Origin of the sequence: uncultured Sphingomonas sp. (genome assembly GCF_913774285.1) — a bacterium.
In the GTDB taxonomy this organism is placed as follows: Bacteria; Pseudomonadota; Alphaproteobacteria; order Sphingomonadales; family Sphingomonadaceae; genus Sphingomonas.
Genome location: NZ_CAJYHX010000008.1, coordinates 206,161 through 232,253, shown reverse-complemented (window position 1 = coordinate 232,253; position 26,093 = coordinate 206,161). Strand labels below are relative to the sequence as shown.

Here is a 26,093-nt window from a genome sequence, read left to right as displayed (position 1 = left end):
AGCGCGGTTTCAAATATAAGATAAAATTTCGCCGACGATCGCCTCGGGCGCCCGCATCGCGCCGTCCTCGCTGGCGCGGACGACCTTCCACGGGCCGAGCAGGTCGGCCGCGACGATCGCCTCGTAATTGCCGCGCACGCGCTGCTGGAGCGCGATGTCCGCCTCATATTCGTCGAAGCTGCGGGTCGTGTAGCTGCGCTGCGCCTTTTGCAGGATCAGCGCGCGGGCAAGGTCCCAGGGCGTATCCAAGTAGATCGAAAGGCGCGGGCGGGGCAGGGCGAACTGGCCGGCTTCGAGTGCCAGGATCCAGTCCATCAGCGCACGGCCTTCGTCACCGCCCAGCTTGGCGCCCTGGTACGCCATGTTCGAGGCGATGTAGCGATCGAGCACGACCACGTCATGGGTCGCCTGCGCCTCCAGCAGCGCATCGCGCCACTCGAACCGGTCGAGCGCGTAGAGCACGGCGGCGGCATGCGGGGTGACGGGGACGGGCAGTTCGCCGGCGAGCATCTTGCCGATCGTCACGCCGGCGACGGTCTCGCCATAGCGCGGGAAGCCGAGCACGGTGGCGGTGCGGCCCGAGGCCTGCAGCGCCGCGCACAGCCCGCGCGACGCGGTGTTCTTGCCGACGCCGTCGGCGCCCTCGATCGCGATGAGTTCACCCATAAGGGCGCCATAGCATGCTGCGGCAGGTTGTCATCAAGACTCCCCGGCGCCTGAAAACTCCCCTCCCGCAAGCGGGAGGGGGAATTGGCGTGGGAGTATCTATCGGGTCAATGAAACGACGCCGTCTCGGGAGGCGCGCACAGCAGCGCGCAGGGGCCTTCGCCGTCGAGCGGCAGGATCGCGGTGAGCGCGCCCTGTCCGCCGGCATGGTGCATCAGCCAGCCCGGCTCGGCCACGGCAGGACGTTCGGGCGAGAAGGCGACGCCGATGCCGTCGGTGATCACGCCCAGCCGACGCGGTGGGGTCGGCCAGCGGCCGGAAAGATAGGTGATGCAGGCACTCGCGGCGTCCTGGAGCGCGCCCTCGTCGCTATCCTCGGGGCAGAAGCCTTCGGGGGTGGCGTCGATCTCGGCGACCAGGCGGAAATCGTCGCCGCGCCACCAGATCATTCGCAGCGAGCCATCGGTTTCCTGCTGCAGACCCAGAAAAAGCCGACCGCCGGCCGGGAGCAACGGTTGCGCGCAGCGCACCATTTCCTCGGCCAGTTCGGTCAGCTTGTAGTTCGACCGGGGTAGCATCTGCATCGCACCTCGGCCGATCGTCTGGGAGTTTCGGGGCATCGGGTTGTTCCGAAGGAAAGGTTACCCTTCCCTTATAGAACGCTTTTGCCCCGATCGGGTATCAATGCAGCGCAGCGCGGTTCGCAAGCGGGGCGGCGGCGATCGCAATCGCTTCGACGGTCTCGCGGTTCGCCTCGGCGGCGACCACCGTGTCGATGCTCGCGGCGTCGATCGCGACGACGCTGGAGAGCAGGTTGTGCGGCTGGCTGGCGTCCGGCAGGATCGGCGTGGCGTTGCGGGCAGCGGCCGGCTGGCGACGCTTGGCGGTGGCGGGCTCGCCATATTCGGCCATCACCGAGAAGCGCGGATCGGCGGCGGCGATCTCCGCGATCACCTTGGCGGCGCGCTTGGTGATCTGGCGGACGCGTTCCTTGGTCACGCCCGTTTCGAGCGACAGGTCGTCGAGCGTGGCGGTCTGGAACACGCGGCGGGCGACGATCTCGCGGTCGCGCTCCAGCTTGGCTTCCAGCTTTTCCAGCTCGGCCGGATCGATGCCATGGGTGGCGGTGCGGAGACGCGGACCTTCGCGGCGCAGCGCTGCCTCTTCCCGCTTCGGGCGGGGACGGCGGCGGAGCTGCTCGATGCCCACCTTGCGGAGGTGATCGACATAGGCCTCGATCAGCGAGGAGATCGCGCCATCGGCGAGATAGTCCGACGCGGCGCTCTCGGTGCGCTCCAGCGCGTCCTCGTCCTCGATCATCGCTTCGGGCGACATTTCGTCGCCATCGGCGGAGCTGACCATCGCGCTCAGCGAAACGGTGGTGGCTTCGACCTTCTTCGCCGAGGGGCGCTGGTCGGTCATCAGGCGGAAGCGCAGGCTCTGCAGCTCGCCGCGGATCTGCCAGTTGACGAAGGTGGTGAACTGGGCCTTTTCCGGCTCATAGGCCTGGATGGCGCGGTGCACGGCAATGGCGCAGCACTGCTCGGCGTCGTCCCAGTGCGCGGTCAGGCCGTACTGGCGGATGAAGTGACGGATGCGGGGAGCGATCAGCTTCAGGATGCGGGCAAAGGCGCGATCGATTTCTGCGCGCTGACGGTTGGTCTGCTTGCCGTCCTTCGGCGCGTTCTCGATGACGGTTTGGACTGCGGCCTCGAGAGCGATCGTGATCTTCGACATACGTATTCCCCTGGTTCAGCGCCGGTCCGATCGTTTCGGCGCCGTCGACAGGAGACACATTTCGTCTGAAACCTTTAAAGGAGTGCTAATCGCGGGCTTAGGTAGTTTTCCGCAAACGCACTCCCAAGCTTTATAGCAACGCCGATTCGCTTGGCGAGCCAAGTGCCTGAAAAAATGATGGTTAATCACTGTTCAACAGGAGTGTGAACAGGCGAAAAAACGACCTAAGTCGCTGTTTTACGAGGAGAATTTGTCCGGCTGGACGTGGCGATCGATGAAATCGAGCAACCATTGCCGATGCGCGCGGGTGGCGTCGCCGGCATGGGCGATGCGCTGGTCGGCCGCCGATCCGCCGACCTGGGCGGCCAGCAACGTGCGCGCACGCTCTGCATCAATGTTGCCGGCAAGAAACTTCTTTGCATCGCCGAGGCCTAAATGGTGGCCGAGATAAGCCGCCTTGGCGAGGGTTTCCGAATCGGCGCGGACATTGAGGCCAGCCGATTCGAATTGTTGCAGATTGTTCTTCGCCATGTCGGCGATGCTGAGAATCGACGCATGCGGATCGTAGCGGAGCGCGAGCAGTTCGCTGCGACGGGAAGGATCCACCTTGCCCTTTTCATTCAGCCAGCCGCGCGCCTTGGCGACGTCGTTCAGCCACGTCCCGCCCTGTTCGGCGAGCGTCTGCCAGGTGCCGCTGAGGAACTGGCCGAGCCCCGCCGCGCTGGAGCGTGGGTTGCGCGACAGCGGGTTCCAGCTGCCGTCCTGCCCCTTGCCGGCTTCGGCATCGACGATCGCGGCGATGGCGGAACGCGGGATACCGCTGCGCGCTTCGGCGGCGGCAAGCGTATCGGCGTAGCGGGCGTTGTTGCCGAGCGCGAGCGGGCCCGAGGCCTCGCCCGGCTTGGCAGACGTGCCGCCGGAAAGCGCACTGACGATCGAACCCGCGCCCGGCAGGCTGCCCCGGTCCACTGCTGCCGCGGCATGTGCGCCCGTCAGGGCACGCTTGGCGAGTGCGGCGATGTCGTCGGGCGAATCCTCGTCGTCATGGCACGAGCAGGAACACTGGCATTTGCACTTCCCCTTGGCCGATTTCGGCGCCTGGGTGCCGAGCAGTTCGAGCAGCGAATCCATCGCCATGTCCGATCCGCCGCCCAGCGGCGAACGGGTCTTGTCGTTGTCGCGGTCGCCATCGCCGATCGCGGCGCGCCACAGGCGGGTCGAGAGTTCGGACTGGGCCTGCGCGTAGATCACATTGGCGCGCTGCGCGGGCGTGAGCGCGGCAAGGTCGGTACGGTGGATCATGCGGCCTTCACCAGCATCCGCTTGCGCTCGCGCAGGAAGCGCGCCGCTGCAATGTCATCGATCGCCGCCTGTTCGGCGGCTTCGGCTTCGCGTTCGGCATCGGCGCGGAAACGCTCGGCGGCGCTTTCGATCGCGCGGAAGGTGCCATAGGCTTCGCGTGCCAGTTCGCGCAGGTTGAGCAGGCGTGCCTGTTCGGCCGCGACTTCCTCGGCGATGCGCGCCTGGGCGTGCTTGGCGGTGGCGAGCCACGCGTCCGATGCGAAGGGCAGGGCGTGCGCCAGCACACGCTCCTCGCGGATGCGTACCACGAGGTCGCGGCCCTGCTGTTCCAGCTCGGTGATGCGTTCGATCGCGGCGCCGATCTTGACCTTGAGGTCATCGACGGTGCGCTGCTGCATGCGCAGCGCGGTATCCAACGGCGTCTTCATGCGGCGAGACCCACGTCATGGCCGTGGCCATGGTCGGGATCGCCCGCGGCCTCGCCGGAAAGGATCGCGGCCAGCTCGGCGAACGCCGCTTCGGCATGGCCCTGGTCGTTCTTGCCCTGGTTGAGCAGCGCCTCGATACGGGGCGCCAGCGCCACGGCGCGGTCGACATCGGGGGAGGACCCCGCCTTGTACGCGCCTAGCCGCACCATCTCTTCCATATCGGCATAGGTCGACAGCAGCTTGCGCGCGGCGAGGCGGACCTCGTTCTGCTCGTGCTCGAGGCAATGGGGCAGGGTACGCGATACCGACTTGAGGATGTCGATCGCCGGATAGCGGCCGCGCTCGGCGATCGCGCGGCGCATCACGACGTGGCCGTCGAGGATGCCGCGCACCGCATCGGCGACCGGCTCGTTATGGTCGTCGCCATCGACGAGGACGGTGAACAGGCCGGTGATCATGCCCTGGCCAGGCGCGCCCGGGCCGGCGCGCTCGAGCAGCCGCGGCAGCTCGGCGAAGACGGTGGGGGTATAGCCCTTGGTCGCCGGCGGCTCGCCCGAGGCGAGGCCGATCTCGCGCTGCGCCATCGCGAAGCGGGTGACCGAGTCCATCAGGCACAGCACGTTGAGGCCCTGGTCGCGGAAATGCTCCGCGACGGCGAGGGTGGTCCACGCGGCCTGACGGCGCATCAGCGCCGGCTCATCCGAGGTGGCGACGACGACGACCGAGCGGGCCATGCCCTCGGGTCCCAGATCGTCCTCGATGAATTCCTGCACTTCGCGGCCGCGTTCGCCGATCAGCCCGATCACCGCGACGTCGCACTGCGTCCAGCGCGCGAGCATCGAGAGAAGGACCGACTTGCCGACGCCCGAGCCGGCGAACAGGCCGAGACGCTGGCCGCGGCAGAGCGGCACGAAGGTATCGAGGCAGCGCACCCCGGTCTCGATCCGCTCGGCAACGCGCGAGCGGCCGGCGGCGGCGGGCGGGGAGGCCTTGATCGGCTGCGGATCGGCGCCGTTGACCAGCGGGCCGAGCCCGTCGACCGGGCGTCCCAGGCCGTTGATCATGCGGCCGAGCCAGGCCTTGGAGGGGCGGACGGTGAACTGGCCGGCGCCGAGCTCGGCGATCGCGCCCAGGCCGACGCCCTGCGGGTCGACGAAGGGCAGGCACAGCGCCACGCCGCGATCGAGTGCGGTGACTTCGGCTTCCACCTTGCCGGTGGGGGACTGGATCTCGACGCGGCTGCCGATCTGGGCGACGCCGGTCAGGCCTTCCACTTCGATGAGCGCGCCGCGCACCGCCACCACGCGCCCGAAGCGACGGTCGGGGACCATCTCCTTGATGGCGCGGGCGGCACTGGCGAGCGTCTGCATCGCGCGGACTCCCTCAGGCGGCCTGCGTCGTGGCGGTTTCGGCCGCGGCGGCGTCTTCCATGGCGATCAGCTCGCGGGCGACCGAGAGTGCCTTGTAATATTCCGCCTGGGCGAGATCGTTGGCGAAAAGGATGCAGCGCTCGCGCGCCTCGGCGGTGCCGAGGCTGGCGATCAGCAGGCTGAGCAGCTGGACCACGGCATCATGGTGCGCGTCGCGGCCTGCGGGATCGATATAGGCCAGCATCGTTGCGAAATAGAGCTGGCGGGCAGGCGTGGTCGCCTCTTCGGGCCGCATCACTTCGCGGCCGCGCAGGATCGATACCATATTCTCGACGGCGATCTGGGTCCGGCCGACAGCGCGCAGCACCGCACCGTTGACGATCGCCTTTTCACCGTCCCGGAGCGTAATGCGAAGCATGGAACTGGCCTTTCAATAAGCGTTCCTAAACTTATAGCGAGGTTTTGCTTGCGCAGGGGCAAACACCCGGCAAATTTTGCCGCCCCGTTCACGAATGCGGCAAAAATCGCCCCTCCGATTTGGGCCAAGTGCTTACCCCTCTACAATGAGGATGTCGCCGGCGTGGGGATCGCGCGGGCATCTCGAGGAGTTTTGAACTTGAGCCTCTATTCCGCTCTTTACGCTGGCGTTTCCGGGCTGAGCGCGCAGTCGAGTGCCATGGCCACCGTCGCCGACAACATCACCAACATCAACACCGTCGCCTATAAGGGCGTCGAAGCCCAGTTCCGCACGTTGGTGACCGATGGTCGCACTTCGGCGAGCTACTCGGCAGGTGGTGTCGCGGCCGCGCCGCTCGCACAGGTTTCCAAGCAGGGCCTGCTCCAGGCTTCGGGCAGCAGCACCGATCTCGCAATCGACGGCGGCGGGTTCTTCATCACCCGCAACGGCCTGAACGAAAGCGACCCGGTCGCCTATACCCGCGCGGGTTCGTTCAAGCCGGACGAAGAAGGCTATCTGCGCAATTCTTCCGGTCTGTATCTCTATGGCTGGCGCCTGGACGCCAGCGGCGGCTACACCAACACCGGCAATCTCGACACGCTGACGCCGGTGCGTCTGACCGATCTGGTCGGCACCGCGGCGCCGACCAACAAGCTGCAGGCGCACATCAACCTGCAGTCGGACGCAGCCGTCTATTCCGGAACGCCCGCCTACACCACCGGATCGCTCGCGAGCGGTGCGGTCACGCCGAACTTCACCCGCTCCTTCACGGTCTATGACTCGCAGGGCGGCAGCCACGAGCTGAAGATGTCGTTCCTCAAGACTGGTTCCAACCAGTGGGCGATGGAAACGTACATGAACCCGGCGAGCGCCGTCGGTGCTCCGGCCGTCGGCGGCCTGGTGCGCAGCGGCACCGTGGCGTTCAATGGCGACGGCAGCCTGAACACGACGGCGTCGACCGCCGGCCTGTTCGACCCGCTGACCGTCAACTACACCAACGGCGCCAGCTCGGTTCCGATTAACCTGGACCTCGGCAAGAACGGCGCGACCAACGGCCTTACCCAGTTCGGCCAGCCTTCGTCGCTGGTCTCGGGCGGCACCAATGGCGGCGTGCTCGGCAATATCGCGGCGACCGAAGTCTCGAAGGAAGGCATCGTCAGCGCGATCTTCGACGACGGCTCGAGCCGTCAGGTGTTCCAGCTGCCGATCGCCACCTTCCCGAACCCGAACGGCCTCACCCGCCTGTCCGGCAATGCCTATTCGTCGACGCGCGCCTCGGGCTCGATGACGATGAACCCGCCGGGCCAGCTCGGCGCGGGCAAGATTTCGTCGAACACGCTGGAGGCCTCCACGGTCGATCTGGCGGGCGAGTTCACCAACATGATCCGCTTCCAGCGCGCCTACAGCGCATCGTCGAAGATCATCACGACCGTCGACGACATGCTGCGCGAAGTCAGCGACCTGAAGCGCTGACGACGACTGAGGCCGGGGGACGCACGACATGGCGCTGAACGATATCCTAGGAACCGCCGCTTCCGGCCTGGCAGCTGCCCAGGCCGGGTTGAAGGCGGTATCGAACAACATCGCCAATGTCGGCGTCACCGGATATGCCCGCGAGAAGGTCAATCTGTCGACCTCGGTGCTGGGCGGCACCGTCACCGGCGTCACCGTCGGCGAATTCGAGCGCGTGGCGGATCGCTTCCTGGAAGCGACCGTCTACCGCCGGGCGGGCGATTATGGGAAGGCCGAGGTGACGTCGAGTTACCTCGATCGGCTTCAGTCGCTGCTCGGCGAGCCCGGCGCCAAGTCGGGCCTGCCGGCGCGCCTCGATGCGATCAACGCCTCGGCGATCTCCATGACAGGCTCGCAGTCCTCGGCACAGACCAGTGCCGTGTTCATCGGCAACGTCTCCGACACGCTGTCGTCGATGCAGCAGATCACCAAGGACGTCGAAGGGCTGCGCGGCGACGTGGAGTCCGAGGTCGGCTATTCGGTCGACAAGATCAACACGCTGCTCCAGCGCATCTACGACCTGAACGGCACCGTCTCCCAAGCGACGGGCCTAGGCCGCAACGCCAGCGGCGCCGCCGATCAGCGAATGAGCGCGATCGAAGAACTGAGCGGCATGCTCTCGGTCAACGTCCGCGACCAGCCGGACGGCCGGGTGATCATCGAGACGACCTCCGGCCAGATGCTGCTCGACTCGCGGCTCCGCCAGCTCGACTATCCGAACAAGAACAGCGGCACCGGCAGCGCCCAGGCGACCTATCCGGACATCTCGATCCGCTTCTCCGACAAGAACGGGAACATGGGCGCGCTGACCGGCGAGAAGCTGGATTCGGCGGCGGTGGGCGGCAAGCTCGGCGGCCTGCTCGACCTGCGCGATCGCGCGCTGCCCTCCTTCTCGGAGCAGCTCGGCGTCACGTTCAGCGGCCTGTCCGAAGCGCTCAATGCGGTTTCCAACGAAGGCACCACGGTGCCGCCGCCGGCCAGCCTCACCGGGCGGCAGAGCGGTCTGGTCGGCACCGATCGGCTGGGCTTCACCGGCAAGGCGACCTTCGCGGTGGCCAGCGCCTCCGGCACGCTCGTCGCCAAGACCGAAATCGATTTCGACGCGCTCGGGCCCGGCGCCACCGTGAACGACATGGTCAACGCGATCAACGCCGGCTTGGGCGGCGCGGCGACCGCCAGCTTTACCAACGGCGTGCTGAGCCTGAACGCCGCGGGCGCCGGCAATGGCGTGGCTATCTCGCAGTCCTCGACCGCGCCGAGCAGCCGCGCAGGAGTCGGCGTGTCGCAATATTTCGGCATGAACGACCTCATCCAGAGCGGCAGCAGCACGCTGGTGCCGACCGGCTTCAATGCGTCGGATCCGCACGGCTTCACGACCGGCCAGACCGCGCAGGTGATCCTGCGCGACTCCTCCGGCCTGGCGCTGACCAGCTATACGCTGCAGCCGACCACCGGCGGCACGATGGGCGATATCGTCACCGAACTCAACGGCAGCGATCTTGGCAAGTTCGGTTCCTTCTCGCTCGACAGCCGCGGTCGCGTCCGCTTCGATCCGGCAAGCGGCCTGTCCGGCGCTACGCTGACGATGGCATCGGATTCCACCGACCGCTTCGGCAGCGGCCGGAGCTTCTCGTCGCTGTCGGGCCTGAGCGGCATCAACAGCGGGCTGGACGTCGCCAAGGTCCGCAACGACATCGCCAACAATCCAACGAAGCTGCCGCTGGTGCGGATCGACACCAGCGTCGCGGTAGGCGCCAAGGCGATGGGCGCCGGCGATACCCGTGGCGCCACCGCCTTTGCCGATAAGCTGGCGAGCACGCTCGACCTCGGCAAGGACGGCGTCGTCACCGTCGGCCGCTTCTCGACCCAGCTGCTCGGCCGCGCGGGCTTGGAGGCCAGCCAGGCGCAGAACCGCTTCGACGATGCCAACGCGCGCAAGTCTGACGCGGTCAACCGCCGCGACAGCTATTCGGGTGTCAACATCGACGAGGAGCTTTCGCAGATGGTCGTCCTGCAGAACAGCTACTCGGCGTCGGCGCGGGTGATGAGCACCGCCACGCAGATGTACGACACCCTTCTCCAGATGGTCCGTTAAGGGGAGCCGACCCATGACCCGTGTTGCCACCATTCCGCTCCAGCGCACCATGGCCAGCGCCATCTCCGGCGCGCAGGAAAAGCTCGCGATCACGCAGAAGCAGCTGTCCACCGGCAAGAAGGCGACCGACTTTGCGTCGCTCGGCACCGAAGCGGTGCGCAACCTTTCGGCGCACACGCTGCTCGAGCAGCAGAAGGCGCAGTCGAACGTCTCCAAGCGCGTCGGCACCACCATGTCGCTGTACCAGGGGCATATCGAAGGCGTGCAGACCGCCAACACGGCGCTGCGCCAGCAGATCCTGAGCGCCATCGGCACCGGCCAGTCTTCCGGCCTGCAGCAAGCGATGGAAAGTGCCTTCTCGCAGATGCGCTCCTCGCTGAACGCGAACGAAGGCGGCGTGCCGCTGTTCGGCGGTTCGCAGACCGACAGCGCGCCCTTCTCGGTCTCGACGCTCGCCGATGCTGCGACGGTACCGGCAGATCAGGCCTTTCATGACGACAATGTGCTCGCCAGCGCCCGCGTCGCCGACGGCCTCGACGTCCAGTACGGCGTCAATGCGAGCTCGTTCGGCTCCGGCCTGTACGAGGCCTATCGGGCGATGGCGCAGATCGGCCCGATCGGCGACAAGCTTACCGACGCGCAGGTGACCGCGCTGCAGGGCGTCGTCACCAAGATGGATGCCGGCCTGAAGCAGCTCAACGCCGTCAATGCCGACAACGGCCGCAAGCAGAGTCAGATCGACGATCTGACCAAGCGCGGCGAAGAGCGCTCGCTGCTGCTGCAGCAGGTGATCCAAGACAATGAGGACGCCGATCTCGGCCAGGTCGCGATCGACCTGTCGCAGCAAAAGACCGTGCTCGAGGCGAGCTATTCGGTATTCTCGCAGCTCTCCAGCCTGAGCCTCGTCAAGTATCTCTGAGCGCGATCGCGCGCTCGAACACTGCGCTCAGCATCGGCTCGGTCAGCCGGCCGATGCTCTGATTGTACCGCGACACGTGATAGCTATCGAGCACCGTCTGCCCCTTGGGCAGGCGGTGCTCGGCGCCATGTGCGAAGCGCGCCTTGGGCAGCTTGCCGCCCAGCGCCTTCACCGCCGACTGGTGCGCGATCTCCCCCAGCGCCACGACGATCGGCGCGTGCAGCTGACCGGCGAGGAACGGGCGGCAGGCATGGATCTCGGCCGGGGTGGGGCGGTTCTCCGGCGGCAGGCAGCGCACGGCGTTGAGGATCTGCACGCCCGTCGGCTCGCCCGCTTGTGCCAGCCCCAGCTTCTCCAGCACCGCGAAGAGCATCGTTCCCGAATCGTCGCCGGTGAAGGCGCGGCCGGTGCGGTTTGACCCCAGCCGTCCGGGCGCGAGGCCGACGATCGCGATCGGCGCGTGCTGGTCGCCGAGCATCGGAACAGGTGCGTTCCACCAATCGGGCTGTTCGGCGCGCAGCTGCGTGCGCAGCGCGACGAGACGGGGGCAGAGCGGGCAGTCGCGATCGGGTTCGGGGCTTGGCGTGGACATCAGGGGGCGATAGGCGCGGGGACGTGTCCGTCACAAGCTACATCATCGCCCTTGGCTCTAACCGTCGCGGCCGCCACGGCAGCCCGCGCGCGGAGGTGCGGTCGGCGCTGGCGGCGATCGGCGGGGTATGCGCGGTCTCGCGCATCCACGAAACGGCCCCGCTGGGGCCTTCGATCCGGCGCTTCGCCAACGCCGTTGCGTGGATCGAGACCGAGGAAACGCCCGAGGCGCTGCTGCGCCGGCTGAAGGCGGTCGAGCGCGCCTTCGGCCGGCGGCGGGGGCAGCGCTGGGGTGCGCGGGTAATCGATCTGGACATCGTGCTCTGGTCTGGCGGCTGCTGGGCGAGCCCCACCCTTACCGTGCCGCACCCCCAGTATCGTGCGCGTCGCTTCGTCCTGGCCCCGCTGGCGGAGGTGGCCCCGCATTGGCGCGATCCGGTGACGGGGCGCACGACGCTTCCGTTGCTCCACGCGGTTGACCGGCGGCGCCCCTGCGCCTAGGTGGCGGGATGTGGGTCCGTAGCTCAGTCGGTAGAGCAAGCGACTTTTAATCGAGAGGTCCCGGGTTCGAATCCCGGCGGACCCACCACCGCCTCTCGGGAAGCCTATCAATGCCGCAGAACGGCGCATTGGGGCGCCGCGCGATGGTCCGCCGGCAGCGACAGGATCGGCCGCGGCGGGAGTTGCGCGCGACTTGCTTGTCCAGATGCCGCATCCCTCGCCCGAATATCGATGATTCTGCCCCGGTCGCGACGCGTGCCGTCGAGATCGTAGCCGGCGCGCTGCGTCGGTATTGGGCTTGTTCAGGTACGATGCAGTAATAACCGATTCATAACCTGAGGGAGTGTGTCATGTTCCTGCCCGTCGCCGCGACCATCGCTGTTGCCACGCCATCCGCTCTCCCTGCCGCGATAAAGCGCGCCAAGCCCGGCGACGTGATCCAGCTGGCAAGCGGGAACTACGGTGCGGTTGTTCTGGATGACGCGCAGGTAACGATCACCAGCGCCGACCCGAACCGACGCGCGCTGATCTCGCGCATCACCTTGAACAACGTGCGCAACACCACCCTTTCGGAGCTGGAATTCTCCCATGTGCCCGCGCCGGGAGAGGGCAACGGCCAGGCGGCGATCCGGATCAACAACGGATCGAACATCAAGCTCGACAATCTCTATGTGCACGGCGTGATCGACGGGCAGGTCGCGGGCGATGCTAATGGCATTTCCGCGATCAATGTCGACGGGCTTACCGTCACGAACTCGCGGTTCCTCGAGGTCAATGCCGGCATTTCAGTAGTCGGCAGCCGTCGCGTCTCGATCGACCACAACGACATCGGCTTCATCGGTTCGGACGCAATCGAGATCCCCGGCGCCAACACCGTCACGATTTCCTGGAACAAGATCCACGATTTTCGTACCAACCCCGGGATCCATCCCGACGGGATCCAGTGCTGGACAACGCGCCAGCCGTCGGGCTGCAAGAACGTCCGCATCTTCCGTAACGAGATCACCGGCAGCCCGGGGCACGAACCCCAGGGGATCTTTTTCGGCGACGAGGACAGGGTGGGCGGCTACGAGAACATAGAAATCACCGGGAACCGCTTCGTCTGCACCATGTGGCATGCGATCAATCTGTACGGCGGCCCCAGGAATGTCGTGATCCGCTTCAACAGGGTGATCGCCGGGCCCAACTTCATCCCCTGGATTCGTGTCGATGCCCCGGCGAAGCTGGAGGGCAACTCCGCGCCCGCCTATTTCATCGTCAATATGAAGATGCCCATCCTTCCTCCCGGAAACGCCATCGGCGGCCGACTCGGTCAATAGCCGGCCACGTTCCAAGGCGAAAATCCCATGCCGCCGGCGTGATGCGCAACGTCGAGTCTGGCACACAGGGATTGCCGGCGCTGCTGCTCGCGTCGGCCTTTGCACGTTTTGATCGTGCCCCCGTGCGGCCATCGCTGAGAAATAAAACGAAGCTCGGCAATTTCGTCTTGATACCATATATCATCCCCGATACATCCCCGCGTCACGCTCCCTTCAGAAAGCAGAATTTGATGTCGCGTCGCGCCCTTCTCCTGTCCTCTTCGCTCGTGCTGTTGCCGGTCTCGGCGTTCGCGGATCCCGATCGCGCAGCGCCTGCGCCCGCCGAGACCGAACAGGCGAAGGATGCGGTGGCCCAGCAGCCGCCGGCGATCATCGTCACCGCGCCCTATCGGCTGAGCGAGACCGACGTGCTGTCCGGTACCTCGGTGGTGACCGGCGAGGAGCTGACCCGTAACCTGCGGCCGACGATCGGCGAGACGCTGGCGCGCCAGCCGGGCGTGTCGGCCAGCTCGTTCGGCCCGAACGCCTCGCGGCCGATCCTGCGCGGCTTCCAGGGCGAACGGGTGCGCGTGCTGACTGACGGGATCGGCTCGATCGACGTGTCGAACACCTCGGCCGATCACGCGGTGATCATCGATCCGCTGCTCGCCGAGCGCGTCGAGGTGCTGCGCGGTCCCTCGGCGCTGCTGTTCGGCTCGTCGGCAATGGGCGGCGTGGTCAATGTGATTGACAGCCGCATCCCGCGCAGCGTGCCCGAGAAGGGCTATCGGCTGAGCGGCATCGGCACCTATGGCTCGGCCGCGGAGGAGCGTTCGGTCGGCGGGGCGGGGGATGTCGCGGTGGGCAGCCACCTCGTGCTGCACGCCGACGGCTCCTATGCCAAGACCAGCGACCTCAAGATCGGCGGCTATGCACTCGCCGCCGACAAGCGGCGCCAGGCGCTGGCGAGCGCGGCGCTGCCCGCCGATCCGGACGCGGAAGAGCCGATCGACTTCGCGGCCAACGCCGCGGTGAAGAACCGCCTGCCCAACAGCGCTGCCAAGACCTGGACGGCGGGTGCGGGGGCGGCGATCATCACCGATACCGGCACGCTCGGCATTGCCTACAGCCATTATGACAGCCTCTACGGCGTGCCGATCCGCTTCGCGACCCAGCCCGGGGAAGGGCAGGAAGCGCCGCGGCTGAGCGTCGTCCAGAACCGGCTCGACCTGCGCGCCGAGGCGGAGACCGGCGGCGGCTTCCTCCAGAAGGTGCGGCTGCGCGCGGGCTATGCCGCCTATCGCCATTTCGAGCTGGAGCCCGATGGCGGTGTCGGCACCGCCTTCTACAACAAGGGGCTGGAGGGCCGGCTGGAACTGGTCCAGGCCGATCACGGCGCCTGGAAGGGCGCGAGCGGCATGCAATATTTCGCGCGCGACTTCGACGTGCAGGGCGACGAAGCCTTCCTGCCGAAGAACAAGACCCAGCAGGTCGGGCTGTTCACCCTCCAGCAGCTCGACCTGGGCGCACTCAAGGCCGAGGCGGGGCTGCGCTACGAGTTCACTGATCTCTCGGCCAATCCGGTGCTGGACGATACCCGCTTCTTCAACGGCAAGCGCAGCTTCCAGGCGCTGTCGGGCTCGGTCGGTGCATCCTACGGCGTCAGCCGCGACGTGCGGATCGGCTTGAACCTGTCGCACACCGAGCGTGCGCCGTCGGCTGAGGAACTGTTCGCCAATGGCGCGCATGCCGGCACCGAGGCCTATGAGCTAGGGAACCCCGATTTCCGGCTCGAGAAGAGCTGGGGGCTGGAAGCCACCGTGCACGCGCATGGCGACGGCTACAGCTTCGACGCCTCGGCCTATTACAACTGGTTCTCCAACTATATCAGCGACAACCAGGCGCCGCAGGCAGTCTGCCAGGCGGCGGCGGCACCCAGTGGGCGCACGGTCGACCTGCCCTGCTTCCAGTTCACCCAGCGCGACGCGCGCTATTATGGCTTCGAGGCCGAAGGCTCGGTGCGGCTGGCGCAGCTCGGCGACTATACGGTCAACCTCGACGCGCTGGGCGACTATGTCCATGCCAACATCGTCGACGAGGGGCCTGCGCCGCGCATTCCGGCGCCGCGCGTGCTGGGCGGCATCGAGGCGCAGTCGGAGCGGATTACCGGCCGGCTGGAGGCCGAGCATGTCTTCGTGCAGAACCGCATCGCCGCGTTCGAGACGCGCACCGCGCCCTATACGATGGTCAACGCGACGCTCAGCCTGAAGCCGTTCCCGACCATGCCGGGAACCACGCTGACGCTGTCCGCCAACAATCTGTTCGATGTCGAGGCGCGGCGCGCGAGCAGCTATCTGAAGGACTATGCGCCGCTCGCAGGCCGCGACCTGCGCGCGACGCTGCGCTTCAGCCTGTAGTCGAGCTCGTCGCGTCGAGCAGGTCCCCGATCGCGCCCGTCGGGCTCGCTTCGGGGATTGCCGCCATCGCCGCGCTGATCCGGGCCGGGTCCACGTTCGGGGTCGGCTGGGTCAGCAGGTCGAAAGCCTGGGCACTGGGGAGTGCCTTGAACGCGGCGCCGTAACGCGCGCGCAGCGCCTGCAGCTTGGCTTCCTGGTTGAGCATCGCCAGCGCCACCGCTTGGCGGAGCACGATCGCCTGGGCGGGCGGGGTCATCGCGCCGGGCGCGGGCAGCGTGGCCTCGTTCTCGGTGATGAACGAGCCCCAGTTGCGCGTGCGCCAGTGGATCTCGCTGCGCACGCCGCTGCCGCCGGGTACGCCGTCGAGCGCGGCCATCGCCGCATCCTCGCGGCCCAGCTTGTAGAGCGCCACCGCCTCGATCCGCTTGCGATCGAAGCGCATCGCGTCCGAATAGCTGGCCTGCTCGGTGGCGTGGAGCGTGTCGAGCGCCTTCACCGGATCGCCGGAAAGGATGAACAGCGACGCCACCTTCACGGAAAGCGGGCCCTGCGCCACGTCCTGGCGACGCTGCATCAGCTGGTACTGGAGCAGCTCGGCCGCGCGCGGATAGAGCCCGGCATCCTGCAGCCGCTGGGCGAGGCGCAGCGCGAGCGCGTCGCCTTCGGCACCGGCGGGCCCTAGTTCCTTATAGTCCCAGTAGAGGCCGGCCGCCTCGGGCAGCGGGGTGCCGCTGTCGGGGGCGAGCATCTCGGCAAGCCAGGTCTGGATCTGCTTGAGCATCGGGCCGGAATCGCCGTCCGGGCGATAGAAGCGGAACAGCGTGGCGGCGCTGCGCAGCGCGGCGCGGCGATTGTTCGTCTCCAGCGCGAGCTGATATTCAAGCCGGAGCGCGCCCGCCTCGATCTCGTCTCCGCGCCAGCCATAGCGCAGCGCCTCGAGCTGCTTGACACCTTCGGCCGGATCGATGCGGTGAAGCTTCAGATCGCCTTCGATATGCGCAAGCTTGGCCTCGGCCTGGATCTCGGGCGAACCGCTCAGTTCGGCGCGCGACAGGCGGAACAGCCCCTCGGCGGGATCTCCCGAGGCGAGCAGCGCCTTGCCGCGCAGCAGATTGGCCTGCGGGTCCTGTTCGCCGAACAGCTTGAGCCAGGCAATCGCCGGCTGGCCCTGGCCGATCGCGATCGCACCACGCGCGGCGGCGAGGGTGAAGGGCTTGCGCTCCTGTGGCGCGCGCCCGTTGATCGCGGGCACCGCGCAGTTGATCTGGCGGGCGGCGGCCTTGGCGTCGCCGGTGCCGGCCAGCGCGCGGACACGCCAGGCACAGGCCTCGGCATTGCCTTCCAGTTCTGGCAGCGACAGCGCCTCTACCGCGTCGCGGTTATGGCCGATCATCACCAGCGCGGCGCCGGTGGCGAGCTGGAACGGCGCGACGAGCGCGAGATCCTCGTCGTCGGCCTCCATCGTCTCCAGCACGCCCAGCGCCTCGGCGCCCATGCCGCGGCGGATCAGCGAGCCGACATAATGCCAGCGGGCGAGCTGGCGGGTTTCGGGCTTGGCGTGGATGATCTCGTCCCATGCCGCTTCCTCGCTCAGTTCGGGCCAGTCGCGGCTGTCGGTGACGATCGGCATCTGCGCGAGCGTGGCGGCGAAGGGCGGCAGCACCGGGCGGCCGGCAGCCGGCGCTGCGGGTGCGCTAGCCTCAGCGGTCGGCGCGGCTGGGGCAGCACCATGATCGGCCGGCGCATGTGCCGGATCGCTGGGCGGGGCGGCGGCGGTGCTGGCGAGCAGCGCGACGATCAGCAAACGGCGCATCAATGGGCTCCGGCCATGAGGTAGGTGACGACCGCGCCGCCGAGGATGCAGGCGATGATGAAGATCATGGCAGGCACGATCGGCAGTCCATCCGCGCCGGCGGCTTCTGCCGGCCCGGCCTGGCCGTTTTGCGTCTCGCTGGTGTCGACGGCATTGCCGCGGGCGCCCGCATCGGCGACGACGCGCATCCGGGCGGGGCGTTGATCGTGGCTCATTTGTAATCCGTTAAGTGCTTGTCCCTTATTTATAGGACGTGCGTGGCCGCAGCGGCGGCCGCACCCATACGATTAGCAGGAGAAATTTGGTGCGCGGCAAGCAGACGCTGGCGATGCTCGGACTGGTGGCAATTGCGGTTTCGCCGCTGCCGGCGGGGCGTGCGCTGGCCTCCGGCGGCGGTGGCGAGGGCGAGGGTCTGCATCTGGTGAAGATGGAGCCGATCGCGGTGCCGATCGTCGATTCGGACCGCGTCGCGGGCACGCTCAATTTCCAGCTGGTACTCGAGGTGCACGACGCCGCCAGCGCTGAAAAGCTTGCTGCGGCGATGCCGAACCTGCGCATGGCGGCGATCGCCGGCGGCGTGGAATTCGCGCGACTCGACGCCTCGGCACTCCGCGCGGTGAACGTCGCGGATCTCGACAAGACGCTCACCGGCGCCCTCAAGACCGTGGCGCCGGACCTTGGCCGCGTGCTGATCGTCGAAGTAGGCGCCTCGCAGAACTGAGCACTTCGGGGGGCGCCACGCGGTGCGTCGGCCTTCAATTCCACCCGCCTAGACTCGTAGCGCCGGCGTCAATGGGTGGATGTCGATTAACCTGCGCGTGGAACGGCGGGTGCGAGCATGCCCGGCGCCGCCGCCGTCGCGCGTCGGCCATGGCCGGTGGTCCGGCGCCCTAGCCAATTGGCGATATGGTGGCCCGGCCACGCGAGCAGGATCGCTTCGGCTGCGAATGCGGCCTGTCCGTTCGCCCCAACGAACGGACGAGCGGCTATCCGTAGATAGGCGGGCCCCGGCCTTGGCCGGGACCCGCGATATGCATCGGCGTGCCGAGCCTCAGCGCGGGCGCGGCGTGCCGCCGAAGGGCATCGGCGTGGCCGGGCGACGGTCGCGGCGGGGAAGCTGCGCCTGATAGGCGTGGCCGCAATGGTCGACGCAATAGGGGAAACCCGGGTTCACCTTCTCGCCGCAGAAGTGGAAGTCCGGCTCGCCCGGATGGCCGAGCGGCCATTTGCAGATCTTGTCGTTCAGATCGAGCAGCGTCGTCTTGCCGGCGATCGCCTCGCTCGGCTTGGCGGGGACGAGGCGGCGCGGCGGGGCGGGGGTGCTCGGCGGGGCCTGCTCGCCCGGGTTCTGGCGGATGAAGCCGCCCGGGCCGACCGAGCGGAGCACCGGCTGCGGCGCGCGCGGTGCGGCGGGCTCGGCAGCGTCGGAGTCGCCGTCGTCGGCAGCATCGAAGGGCGCGGGTGCGGCGGGCGCGGGCGGCGCCGCGCGCGGGGCAGGGGCCGGCGCGGCCGCCTGCGGGCGCGGCGCGGCGGGGGCCGGCGCGGGCTTGGGCGCGGGCGCCGGCTTGGGCTCGGCCGGTGCAGCAGCAGCAGCAGGTGCCGCCGCGGCAGCCTTGGCTTCGTTGGACTTCACCGGCGACGGGCGCGAGGGCAGGCCGAGGCGGTGGGCCTTGCCGATCACCGCGTTGCGCGACACGCCGCCCAGTTCCTCGGCGATCTGCGTCGCGGTCAGGCCGCTGTCCCACATCTTCTTCAGCGTCTCGATACGCTCGTCGGTCCAGCTCACTTCGGTTCCTTCGTCTTGCGGGCGGCGGCGTCAGCGGGTACGCGATCGCGTCATGAGCAGCCACCCCGAAATCGGTTCACAGCTTCCCGAGCCGGGCGTTCCGGTGATTCGCAACGTCAACTGGGGAGGCTTGCGCACCCTCTATATCAAGGAGGTGCGCCGTTTCTTCAAGGTGCAGCTCCAGACGGTGTGGGCGCCGGCCGTCACCACGCTCCTTTATCTGGTGATCTTCACGGTCGCACTGGGGGGCGGCGGGCGGACCGTCACGCTGGACGGTGTCTCGATTCATTACGCCGATTTCATCGCCCCCGGCCTGATCGTGATGGGCATGCTGCAGAACGCCTTCGCCAATGCCAGCTTCTCGCTGCTGGTCGGCAAGATCCAAGGGACGATCGTCGACTATCTGATGCCGCCGCTGTCCACCGGCGAGATGCTGGCGGCGCTGGCCGGCGGATCGGTGACGCGGGCCTTCTGCGTCGGCGGCACGGTATGGCTGGCGATGGCCTTGTGGGGCGTCCACGTCTTTCCGGCGCATCTTTGGGCCGTTCTCTGGTTCGGTTTCCTCGGCTCGCTGTTCCTCGCGCTGATGGGCGTGCTGACCTCGATCTGGGCGGAGAAGTTCGATCACGCCGCCGCGATCACCAACTTCGTCGTCGCGCCGCTGTCGCTGCTCTCGGGCACCTTCTACTCGGTCGAGAACCTGTCGCCGGTGTTCCGCGCGATCAGCCATGCCAACCCGTTCTTCTACATCATCTCGGGCTTCCGCTATGGCTTCCTCGGTGTCGCCGATTCGCCGGTGCTGCTCGGCACGGCGGTGATCCTGGGGCTCGACGTGGTGCTGGGGCTGTTCTGCTACGGGCTGCTGCGCCGCGGGTGGAAGATCAAGAGCTGAGCGAAACCCGGTCTTAAGCCGACTCCCGCTATGGCTGCGTCCCCCGATGGACGCCGCCCATGCTGCACTATGATTCCGCCCATTTCGACGCCCGGTCCGACGACACCACCTCGCTGGCCGAGATACTGGGTGCCTTTTCCTACGCGCTAGACCTGACCGAGGGGCAGCCCGCCGGCCATTCGCTGCGCGCCTGCTGGATCGCCAGCCGGATGGCGGTGGCGTTGCGGTTGTCGGCGGCGGACCGGCGGACCGTCTATTATGCGACGCTGCTCAAGGACCTGGGCTGCAGCAGCAACGCCGCGCGGATCGCCGAACTCTATCTCGCCGACGACCGCAAGGTGAAGCAGGAGCACAAGCTGCTGGCGGTCGGGCTCGGGCCGACGCTACGCTATGTCTTCACCCGCACCGGCCAGGGCGAGCGGCTGGGCGCGCGGGCCAAAGCGATCCTCGCCATCCTGCGCGACGGCAACGCCATCGTCACCGATCTGATCCAGACCCGCTGCACCCGCGGCGCCGACATCGCCCGCCAGCTCCGCTTCCCCGAGCCGGTGGCGCAGGCGATCGCCGCGCTCGACGAGCACTGGGACGGCAGCGGCAAGCCGCTGGGCCTGCGCGGCGACGCGATCCCGCTGGCGGCGCAGCTGGCGCTCCTCGCCCAGATCGCGGACGTGTTCCATGCCGCGGGCGGCCCGCAGGCGGCGAGCGAGGAAGTCGCGGCGCGCGCGGGCAGCTGGTTCGATCCGGCGCTCGCGCGGTGCTTCGCGGTGCTCGTTGCGCGCGAGCCTGGCTTCTGGGCGGACCTTGCCCATCCCGCGCTCGAGGCCCGGGTCCGCGCCTTCGAGCCGAAGGAGCAACGCGTCGCGATCGACGAAGACTATCTCGATGACATTGCCGCCGCCTTCGGCGCGGTGATCGACGCCAAGAGCCCCTATACCGGCGGCCATTCGGGTCGGGTGGGCGCCTATACCGAAACGCTCGGGCAGATGCTGGGCGTGGAAGGTGCCAAGCTGCGCACGCTCAAGCGCAGCGCGATGCTCCATGATGTCGGCAAGCTGGCGGTGAGCAGCCGCGTGCTGGAGAAGCCGGGCAAGCTCGACGAGATCGAATGGGAGGAGATGCGCAGCCATGCCGCGCATACCACTGCGATCCTATCGCGCATCGCGCCGCTGCGTGACATGGCGGCGGTGGCAGGCGCCCATCACGAGCGGCTGGACGGGCGCGGCTATCCGCTGGGGCTCGACGCGATGCTGATCGCGCGCGAGGCGCGGATCATCACCGTGTGCGACTTCTACGACGCGCTCACCGCCGATCGCCCCTATCGCGCGGCGCTGCCGGTGGAGCAGGCGCTGGGCATCATGGCGGCCGAAGTCGGCAAGGCGATAGACGGCGAGGTGTTCGCGGCATTGCGCGATATCGTTACGAAGGAATAACTTCTATCCGATAGCGAAGAAGGATCGGCGCGCGGGGGCGGGCCGGAGGACGGGGGTCGCGATGAAATCTTGGGGCTGGGTGCTGCTGCTGGTCGCGGCAGGATGGTCGCTGGCGGGGTGCAGCCAGCCGCGGCCGAAGCCGATTCTGGGCTGCGCCTATCAGCTGGTGCCGCTTACCGTGCAGACGCCTGGCGGCCCTGCGCCGATGCGGCTCCAGGCGATGCCCGATGCCGAGCGCTGGGGCGAGGTGCTGCGCGAGCGCCGGCGCCTGCGGTCGGGCGCGGTGCAGGCCAAGCGGGGCACGCCGCCCGCCGACCAGTTCCTCGCGCTGAGCGGCGGCGGCCAGCACGGCGCATTCGGCGCGGGCTTCTTCTACGCGATGGGCACGCTGCCGAGCTGGGACATCGTCACCGGGGTCAGCACCGGTTCGCTTCAGAGCACCCTGCTGTTCCTCGCCAACCAGCCGGTGCCCGAGGACCGCACCGATTACAGCTGGGTCGACGGCCCGCTGTCCGGCCAGGGAGGCGATGGCCGGTTCGTGGTGCGGCCGCATGTTTCCAATGTCGGCGACCTGGTGCTTGCCTATTCGATCGCGCGCGAAGGCGATCTGCTGCAGGTTCGCAAGGGCGGGGCGGCGCTGGGCACGGTGTTCCGCGGCTCGGCGGCGCAGTTCGGGCCGCTGCGCGCGCGGCTGCTGAAGATCATGACGATCGGCACGCTGCGCGCGGTCGGCCGCGAATGGCGCGACCAGAACCGCCAGCTGTTCGTCGGGGTGAGCAACCTCGACGACGGCGAAGGCTATGCCATCGACATGACCGAGCTCGCCGCGCGGGCGCTGACCACCGAGGCACCGGCCGAGCTGTCGCGGATCCAGGGCTGCTATGTCGATGCCCTGCTCGCCTCGTCCTCGGTGGCACCGGGCGTGCCGCCGCTCACGCTCGACACCCGCCGCGGCACCGAGATGTACATGGACGGCGGCGCGCGCTTCGGCGTGTTCCTCGAGCCCATGCTGCGCGCCTTCCAGGATGCGGGCGGGGGGCGCGCGCAGGTGACGCTGATGGTCAACACCACCATGGAGGCGCCGCGCTGGAGCGGCGGGGAGGGGCCGCGCCAGCGCTGGTCCGCCGCCGATGCCGCGGCGCGCGTGGTGAAGCTGCTGGAGACTCAGGTCTATCGCTTCTCGGCCGCGAGCGTGGAGACGGTCAGTGCGATGAACGGCGGGGTCGACATGGCCTATCTCGGCACTGCCGGCATCGCCGGCGGCGAAGCGCCGCTCGATCACCAATATAACGGCAAGAGTTGCGCCGCGTGGCTGGCGCTCGACGCTGCTGCCAAGCCGCTGCAATTCTCGCCGCGCTACATGGCGTGCATCGCCGATTACGGCCGGTCGCGCGGCGCAATCGCGCAGTGGAATCGCCGCCTGCCAGCACAGCCATAAAGGCAGGTTGACCTGCGGCCCCCTGCGGCCCTAGATATGCGCGAGGGCGGCCCGGATAGGTCGCCCTTTTGCGTTTCTGGAGTTTCCCCAACCTTTTTTCGTCAAGGAGTATCGTTCCCATGACCATCACCCCGCTCATGCCCGTCTACCCGCGGTGCGGTGTGCGGCCGGTGCGAGGCGAGGGCTGCTACCTGATCGGGGAACGAGGGGAACGCTATCTCGATTTCGCCGCCGGTATCGCCGTCAACGCGCTGGGCCATGGGCACCCGCATCTGGTCAAGGCGATCGCCGACCAGGCGGCCACGCTGATGCACGTGTCGAACCTCTACGGCAGCCCGCAGGGCGAGGCGCTGGCCGAGCGTCTGCTCAAGCACAGCTTCGCCGACACGGTGTTCTTCACCAATTCGGGCGTCGAGGCGATCGAGTGCGCGATCAAGACCGCGCGCCGCTACCACTATGCCAACGGCAACCCGCAGCGGCACAAGCTGATCACCTTCAAGAACGCCTTCCATGGCCGTTCGCTGGGCGCGATCTCGGCAACCGACCAGGGCAAGATGCGCGACGGGTTCGAGCCGCTGCTGCCGGGCTTCGACTATGTGCCGTTCAACGATCTCGAAGGTGCGATCGCCAAGATCGACGACGAGACCGCCGGCTTCCTGGTCGAGACGATCCAGGGCGAGGGCGGGATGACCGCCGGCAAGCCCGAGTTCATCCAGGGCCTGCGCAAGGCGGCGGACGAGCACGGACTGCTGCTGATCCTCGACGAGATCCAGTGCGGCTATGGCCGGACCGGCAAGATGTGGGCCTATGAGCATTACGGCATCACGCCCGACATCATGACCTCGGCCAAGGGCATCGGCGCCGGCTTCCCGCTCGGCGCCTGCCTCGCCACCGAGGAAGCGGCCAAGGGCATGGTCGCCGGCACCCACGGCTCCACCTATGGCGGCAACCCGCTGGCGATGGCGGCCGGCATGGCGGTGCTCGACGTGATGGAGGAGCCCGGCTTCCTCGAGCATGTCACCCGGATGGGCGAGCGCCTTCGCCAGGCGTTCGAGCAGCTGATCCCCAACCATGATCACCTGTTCGAGGAGATCCGCGGCAAGGGCCTGATGCTCGGCATCAAGATGAAGGACACGGTGGTCAGCCGCGACTTCGTCGCTCATCTGCGCGACCATCACGGGCTGCTGACCGTGGCCGCGGGCGAGAATGTGTTCCGCGTGCTGCCGCCGCTGGTGATCGACGAGAGCCACATCGCCGAGGCGGTGGACAAGCTGAGCGCCGGTGCGCGCAGCTTCGCGCCCGCGGCTGCGGCCTGAGGACTGAACCGATCCTCCCCGGGACGGGGAGGGGGACCATGCGAAGCATGGTGGAGGGGGTTCTCCGCAAAGGGCGTCGCTGGTGGAGGGCCCCCTCCACCCCGACGCTCCGCGTCGCGGTCCCCCTTCCCGTGCCGGGGAGGATGTTATGACCCGCCACTTTATCGATCTCACCGATGCCGGCCCGGATGCCATTGCGGCGATGCTGAACGACGCGATGGCGCGCAAGCAGGCCCGCGCCGGCTGGCCCAAGGGCAAGCCCGACGCCGATGCCCCGCTCGCCGGCCACACCCTTGCGATGATCTTCGAGAAGAACTCCACCCGCACCCGCGTGTCGTTCGACATGGCGATCCGCCAGCTCGGCGGCACCAGCATCGTGATGGACGCCGGCTCGATGCAGCTCGGCCGCGGCGAGAGCATCGCCGATACCGCGCGCGTGCTCTCGGGCTATGTCGACGCGATCATGATCCGCACCGACGACCACCAGAAGGTGATCGACATGGCGAAATACGCCAGCGTGCCGGTGATCAACGGCCTCACCGACGCCTCGCATCCCTGCCAGATCATGGCCGACCTGCTGACCATCCTGGAAAACGGCAAGGCGCTGCCGGGTCTCAAGGTCGCCTGGCTGGGCGACGGCAACAACGTGCTCGCCTCGATCATGGAAGCGGGCGGGCTGATGCAGTTCGACGTCGTCGCCGCCTGCCCGCAGGGCTATCAGCCGAGCGACGCCGACGTGGCGAAGGGCAAGGGCCGCGCGCGCGTCGTCGGCACCGCGCGCGAGGCGGTGGAGGGCGCCGACATCATCGTCACCGATACCTGGATCTCGATGGGCCAGGCCCATGCCGAGACCAAGCTCAAGGCGATGATGCCCTTCCAGGTCACGCAAGCGCTGATGGCCGCCGCCAAGCCCGACGCCCGCTTCCTCCATTGCCTGCCCGCGCATCGCGGCGAGGAAGTCACCGACGCGGTGATAGACGGGCCGCAATCGCTGATCTGGCCGGAAGCGGAGAACCGTCTCCACGCGCAGAAGTCGGTCCTGCGCTGGTGCTTCGGCCAGCTCTGAGGAAAGACCTTTGAGCCTGTGTTCCCCTCCCGCTTGCGGGAGGGGCTAGGGGAGGGGAGAACGGTCTAGCATGTGGTGGCGCTGGAGACGGCGCCGCAACGTCAGGCCCTCCCCCAATCCCTCCAGCAAGCGGGAGGGGCTTTAGATCCCCGCCAGCGCGCTCACTGCGACGACATCGGCCATCGGCAGCGCGCCGATCGCCTGCTCGACCGAGGCCAGTGCCTGCTCCGCCGATTGCTTGTCGCTGCCGTCGCGGGGGTCCTCGTCGCGATGCTTGTGGTCCTTGCGGCGTAAGGCGGCCTTGAGCTCGCGGGCCAGGGCGCGGGCTTCGTTCTTGAAATCGTCGTCGGCCCTGGCACGCGCGGCATCGGCGGCGCGCTTCTCGTCCGCCGCCTTGTTCGTGCCGAGCGCGGCCGCGTCGGGCTTGGTCGGGTCGGCCTCGTCGGGGGCCTTGTCCTTTTCGGCGGTCTCGGCAGCGGGCGTCGCTTCATTCGCACCTGCGGCAGGCGCGTCGGGCTTGGCCTCGGCCGCCGGCGACGCTGCGCCGGCCGAGGCATCGCCGCTATCCGCGCCCGCCAGCTCGACCGTGCTGCCGCCGGCACTGGTATAGCTCTTCACCGCCGCGGCGAGCTCGCGCGCGATCTGCGCGGCGGCACGGGCGAGCTTCTTGGGGTCGCCGGCATAGATCATCTTGAGCGCCTGCAGCCGCGCCTTCAGCTCCTGCACCTTCTGCGCGGCGCGTGCCTTCTGGTCGTCCTTGGTCTTGGTCTTGATCGTCGCCAGCGTCTGGACCGCCTGCTTGGCCTCCTCCAGCTTGCGCGCGGCCATCTCGTCTTTCTTGGAGAGCGGCGCGGTGGTGGCGGCGTTCGCCCCGGTGCTGCGCGGCCGCGCAGCGGGGGCGAGGGCGGCAAAAGGCGCGAGCGAGAGCTTCATATCTACTTCATAGAAGAAATAGGTGTCGCAAGACGCAACGGGTTGCGTAACAAATTGAACAGGACGCCTAACAATCCCGGCCGGACACCCCATTATAGATAGCGCTGACGTCGCATGCGACGGATA

24 protein-coding genes and 1 tRNA gene are annotated in these 26,093 nt (G+C 68.0%); 13 read left to right on the top strand and 12 right to left on the bottom strand.

The annotated features are described in order from the left end of the window. Positions 1 to 9 precede the first annotated feature (9 nt). From QZ670_RS04885 to QZ670_RS04855, 7 genes are all read right to left on the bottom strand, one after another. The gene (locus QZ670_RS04885) at positions 10 to 666 is read right to left on the bottom strand and encodes a dTMP kinase (RefSeq protein WP_294252659.1); all 657 of its coding nucleotides are present in this window, start codon (positions 664 to 666) and stop codon (positions 10 to 12) included. Between the two features lie 107 nt (positions 667 to 773). After that, positions 774 to 1,250 carry a hypothetical protein gene (locus QZ670_RS04880; protein ID WP_294252658.1) on the bottom strand — a complete coding sequence of 159 codons (477 nt, stop codon included), beginning with the start codon at positions 1,248 to 1,250 and terminating at the stop codon, positions 774 to 776. A 97-nt stretch (positions 1,251 to 1,347) separates the two neighbouring features. After that, complete coding sequence (locus tag QZ670_RS04875; protein ID WP_294252657.1) at positions 1,348 to 2,403, bottom strand: sigma factor-like helix-turn-helix DNA-binding protein; 1,056 nt, start codon at positions 2,401 to 2,403, stop codon at positions 1,348 to 1,350. 237 nt (positions 2,404 to 2,640) lie between these two features. After that, entirely contained in the window at positions 2,641 to 3,705 is a 1,065-nt protein-coding gene (locus tag QZ670_RS04870; RefSeq protein ID WP_294252656.1) for a peptidoglycan-binding protein, read from the bottom strand. Then, complete coding sequence (locus QZ670_RS04865; RefSeq protein WP_294252655.1) at positions 3,702 to 4,133, bottom strand: hypothetical protein; 432 nt, start codon at positions 4,131 to 4,133, stop codon at positions 3,702 to 3,704. The genes QZ670_RS04870 and QZ670_RS04865 overlap by 4 nt, the downstream gene beginning before the upstream one ends. Beyond that, a complete protein-coding gene (fliI, locus tag QZ670_RS04860) occupies positions 4,130 to 5,503 on the bottom strand; it encodes a flagellar protein export ATPase FliI (protein ID WP_125971819.1) in 1,374 nt (457 codons plus the stop codon). The genes QZ670_RS04865 and fliI overlap by 4 nt, the downstream gene beginning before the upstream one ends. A 13-nt stretch (positions 5,504 to 5,516) precedes the next feature. Further along, positions 5,517 to 5,921: a flagellar biosynthesis repressor FlbT gene (locus tag QZ670_RS04855; protein WP_294252654.1), complete on the bottom strand. Its 405-nt coding sequence runs from the start codon at positions 5,919 to 5,921 to the stop codon at positions 5,517 to 5,519. 198 nt (positions 5,922 to 6,119) lie between these two features. On the opposite strand from QZ670_RS04855, the gene QZ670_RS04850 reads away from it, so the two are divergent. From QZ670_RS04850 to QZ670_RS04840, 3 genes are read left to right on the top strand one after another with little or no spacing between them, the layout of a single operon-like run. Continuing rightward, positions 6,120 to 7,433 (top strand): flagellar hook protein FlgE, encoded by a 1,314-nt coding sequence (locus tag QZ670_RS04850; RefSeq protein ID WP_294252653.1) that lies wholly within the window; start codon positions 6,120 to 6,122, stop codon positions 7,431 to 7,433. 28 nt (positions 7,434 to 7,461) lie between these two features. After that, positions 7,462 to 9,567 carry a flagellar basal body rod C-terminal domain-containing protein gene (locus QZ670_RS04845; protein ID WP_294252652.1) on the top strand — a complete coding sequence of 702 codons (2,106 nt, stop codon included), beginning with the start codon at positions 7,462 to 7,464 and terminating at the stop codon, positions 9,565 to 9,567. Between the two features lie 13 nt (positions 9,568 to 9,580). Further along, entirely contained in the window at positions 9,581 to 10,486 is a 906-nt protein-coding gene (locus QZ670_RS04840) for a flagellin (protein ID WP_294252651.1), read from the top strand. On the opposite strand, the gene QZ670_RS04835 is transcribed toward QZ670_RS04840, so the two are convergent. Continuing rightward, a complete protein-coding gene (locus tag QZ670_RS04835; protein ID WP_294252650.1) occupies positions 10,473 to 11,078 on the bottom strand; it encodes a uracil-DNA glycosylase in 606 nt (201 codons plus the stop codon). The two genes, QZ670_RS04840 and QZ670_RS04835, sit on opposite strands and share 14 nt — an antisense overlap. 23 nt (positions 11,079 to 11,101) lie before the next feature. On the opposite strand from QZ670_RS04835, the gene folK reads away from it, so the two are divergent. The 4 genes from folK (at position 11,102) to QZ670_RS04815 (ending at position 15,293) form a co-directional block, all read left to right on the top strand. Next, on the top strand, positions 11,102 to 11,578 hold the full coding sequence (folK, locus tag QZ670_RS04830; protein ID WP_294252649.1) for a 2-amino-4-hydroxy-6-hydroxymethyldihydropteridine diphosphokinase: 477 nt from the start codon (positions 11,102 to 11,104) through the stop codon (positions 11,576 to 11,578). Between the two features lie 12 nt (positions 11,579 to 11,590). Next, positions 11,591 to 11,666, top strand: a tRNA-Lys gene (locus QZ670_RS04825). 262 nt (positions 11,667 to 11,928) lie between these two features. Next, positions 11,929 to 12,897: a right-handed parallel beta-helix repeat-containing protein gene (locus QZ670_RS04820; RefSeq protein WP_294252648.1), complete on the top strand. Its 969-nt coding sequence runs from the start codon at positions 11,929 to 11,931 to the stop codon at positions 12,895 to 12,897. Positions 12,898 to 13,127: 230 nt separating this feature from the next. Beyond that, the gene (locus QZ670_RS04815; protein ID WP_294252647.1) at positions 13,128 to 15,293 is read left to right on the top strand and encodes a TonB-dependent receptor; all 2,166 of its coding nucleotides are present in this window, start codon (positions 13,128 to 13,130) and stop codon (positions 15,291 to 15,293) included. Here QZ670_RS04815 and QZ670_RS04810 read toward each other — a convergent pair. Both QZ670_RS04810 and QZ670_RS04805 read right to left on the bottom strand, forming a co-directional pair. Further along, positions 15,283 to 17,106 carry a hypothetical protein gene (locus tag QZ670_RS04810; protein ID WP_294252646.1) on the bottom strand — a complete coding sequence of 608 codons (1,824 nt, stop codon included), beginning with the start codon at positions 17,104 to 17,106 and terminating at the stop codon, positions 15,283 to 15,285. The genes QZ670_RS04815 and QZ670_RS04810 overlap by 11 nt on opposite strands. Beyond that, positions 17,106 to 17,321, bottom strand: a complete 216-nt coding sequence (locus QZ670_RS04805) for a hypothetical protein (protein ID WP_294252645.1) — start codon at positions 17,319 to 17,321, stop codon at positions 17,106 to 17,108. The genes QZ670_RS04810 and QZ670_RS04805 overlap by 1 nt, the downstream gene beginning before the upstream one ends. An 89-nt stretch (positions 17,322 to 17,410) precedes the next feature. On the opposite strand from QZ670_RS04805, the gene QZ670_RS04800 reads away from it, so the two are divergent. After that, a complete protein-coding gene (locus QZ670_RS04800) occupies positions 17,411 to 17,827 on the top strand; it encodes a hypothetical protein (RefSeq protein WP_294252644.1) in 417 nt (138 codons plus the stop codon). Positions 17,828 to 18,157: 330 nt separating this feature from the next. Here the strand turns inward: QZ670_RS04800 and QZ670_RS04795 are convergent, their stop codons facing one another. Beyond that, positions 18,158 to 18,892, bottom strand: a complete 735-nt coding sequence (locus QZ670_RS04795; RefSeq protein ID WP_294252643.1) for a GcrA family cell cycle regulator — start codon at positions 18,890 to 18,892, stop codon at positions 18,158 to 18,160. A gap of 52 nt (positions 18,893 to 18,944) precedes the next feature. Between QZ670_RS04795 and QZ670_RS04790 the strand changes: the two genes are divergently transcribed. The 5 genes from QZ670_RS04790 (at position 18,945) to argF (ending at position 25,034) form a co-directional block, all read left to right on the top strand. Next, positions 18,945 to 19,784 carry an ABC transporter permease gene (locus tag QZ670_RS04790; protein ID WP_294252642.1) on the top strand — a complete coding sequence of 280 codons (840 nt, stop codon included), beginning with the start codon at positions 18,945 to 18,947 and terminating at the stop codon, positions 19,782 to 19,784. Positions 19,785 to 19,843: 59 nt separating this feature from the next. Next, positions 19,844 to 21,214, top strand: coding sequence for an HD domain-containing phosphohydrolase (locus QZ670_RS04785; protein ID WP_294252641.1), 1,371 nt, complete (start codon positions 19,844 to 19,846; stop codon positions 21,212 to 21,214). Positions 21,215 to 21,275: 61 nt separating this feature from the next. Continuing rightward, positions 21,276 to 22,652 carry a patatin-like phospholipase family protein gene (locus QZ670_RS04780; protein WP_294252640.1) on the top strand — a complete coding sequence of 459 codons (1,377 nt, stop codon included), beginning with the start codon at positions 21,276 to 21,278 and terminating at the stop codon, positions 22,650 to 22,652. Positions 22,653 to 22,771: 119 nt separating this feature from the next. Then, positions 22,772 to 23,968 (top strand): aspartate aminotransferase family protein, encoded by a 1,197-nt coding sequence (locus tag QZ670_RS04775; RefSeq protein ID WP_294252639.1) that lies wholly within the window; start codon positions 22,772 to 22,774, stop codon positions 23,966 to 23,968. A 148-nt stretch (positions 23,969 to 24,116) separates the two neighbouring features. Then, complete coding sequence (gene argF, locus QZ670_RS04770; RefSeq protein ID WP_294252638.1) at positions 24,117 to 25,034, top strand: ornithine carbamoyltransferase; 918 nt, start codon at positions 24,117 to 24,119, stop codon at positions 25,032 to 25,034. 141 nt (positions 25,035 to 25,175) lie between these two features. On the opposite strand, the gene QZ670_RS04765 is transcribed toward argF, so the two are convergent. Next, the gene (locus QZ670_RS04765; protein ID WP_294252637.1) at positions 25,176 to 25,967 is read right to left on the bottom strand and encodes a hypothetical protein; all 792 of its coding nucleotides are present in this window, start codon (positions 25,965 to 25,967) and stop codon (positions 25,176 to 25,178) included. Positions 25,968 to 26,093: the final 126 nt, after the last annotated feature.

Coding starts and splice junctions, on each gene's coding strand:
- QZ670_RS04885 (WP_294252659.1), bottom strand. CDS start 666: ATGGGTGAACTCATCGCGATCGAGGGCGCCGACGGCGTCGGCAAGAAC.
- QZ670_RS04880 (WP_294252658.1), bottom strand. CDS start 1,250: ATGCAGATGCTACCCCGGTCGAACTACAAGCTGACCGAACTGGCCGAG.
- QZ670_RS04875 (WP_294252657.1), bottom strand. CDS start 2,403: ATGTCGAAGATCACGATCGCTCTCGAGGCCGCAGTCCAAACCGTCATC.
- QZ670_RS04870 (WP_294252656.1), bottom strand. CDS start 3,705: ATGATCCACCGTACCGACCTTGCCGCGCTCACGCCCGCGCAGCGCGCC.
- QZ670_RS04865 (WP_294252655.1), bottom strand. CDS start 4,133: ATGAAGACGCCGTTGGATACCGCGCTGCGCATGCAGCAGCGCACCGTC.
- fliI (WP_125971819.1), bottom strand. CDS start 5,503: ATGCAGACGCTCGCCAGTGCCGCCCGCGCCATCAAGGAGATGGTCCCC.
- QZ670_RS04855 (WP_294252654.1), bottom strand. CDS start 5,921: ATGCTTCGCATTACGCTCCGGGACGGTGAAAAGGCGATCGTCAACGGT.
- QZ670_RS04845 (WP_294252652.1), top strand. CDS start 7,462: ATGGCGCTGAACGATATCCTAGGAACCGCCGCTTCCGGCCTGGCAGCT.
- QZ670_RS04840 (WP_294252651.1), top strand. CDS start 9,581: ATGACCCGTGTTGCCACCATTCCGCTCCAGCGCACCATGGCCAGCGCC.
- QZ670_RS04835 (WP_294252650.1), bottom strand. CDS start 11,078: ATGTCCACGCCAAGCCCCGAACCCGATCGCGACTGCCCGCTCTGCCCC.
- QZ670_RS04820 (WP_294252648.1), top strand. CDS start 11,929: ATGTTCCTGCCCGTCGCCGCGACCATCGCTGTTGCCACGCCATCCGCT.
- QZ670_RS04815 (WP_294252647.1), top strand. CDS start 13,128: ATGTCGCGTCGCGCCCTTCTCCTGTCCTCTTCGCTCGTGCTGTTGCCG.
- QZ670_RS04810 (WP_294252646.1), bottom strand. CDS start 17,106: ATGCGCCGTTTGCTGATCGTCGCGCTGCTCGCCAGCACCGCCGCCGCC.
- QZ670_RS04805 (WP_294252645.1), bottom strand. CDS start 17,321: ATGAGCCACGATCAACGCCCCGCCCGGATGCGCGTCGTCGCCGATGCG.
- QZ670_RS04790 (WP_294252642.1), top strand. CDS start 18,945: ATGAGCAGCCACCCCGAAATCGGTTCACAGCTTCCCGAGCCGGGCGTT.
- QZ670_RS04785 (WP_294252641.1), top strand. CDS start 19,844: ATGCTGCACTATGATTCCGCCCATTTCGACGCCCGGTCCGACGACACC.
- QZ670_RS04780 (WP_294252640.1), top strand. CDS start 21,276: ATGAAATCTTGGGGCTGGGTGCTGCTGCTGGTCGCGGCAGGATGGTCG.
- QZ670_RS04775 (WP_294252639.1), top strand. CDS start 22,772: ATGACCATCACCCCGCTCATGCCCGTCTACCCGCGGTGCGGTGTGCGG.
- argF (WP_294252638.1), top strand. CDS start 24,117: ATGACCCGCCACTTTATCGATCTCACCGATGCCGGCCCGGATGCCATT.
- QZ670_RS04765 (WP_294252637.1), bottom strand. CDS start 25,967: ATGAAGCTCTCGCTCGCGCCTTTTGCCGCCCTCGCCCCCGCTGCGCGG.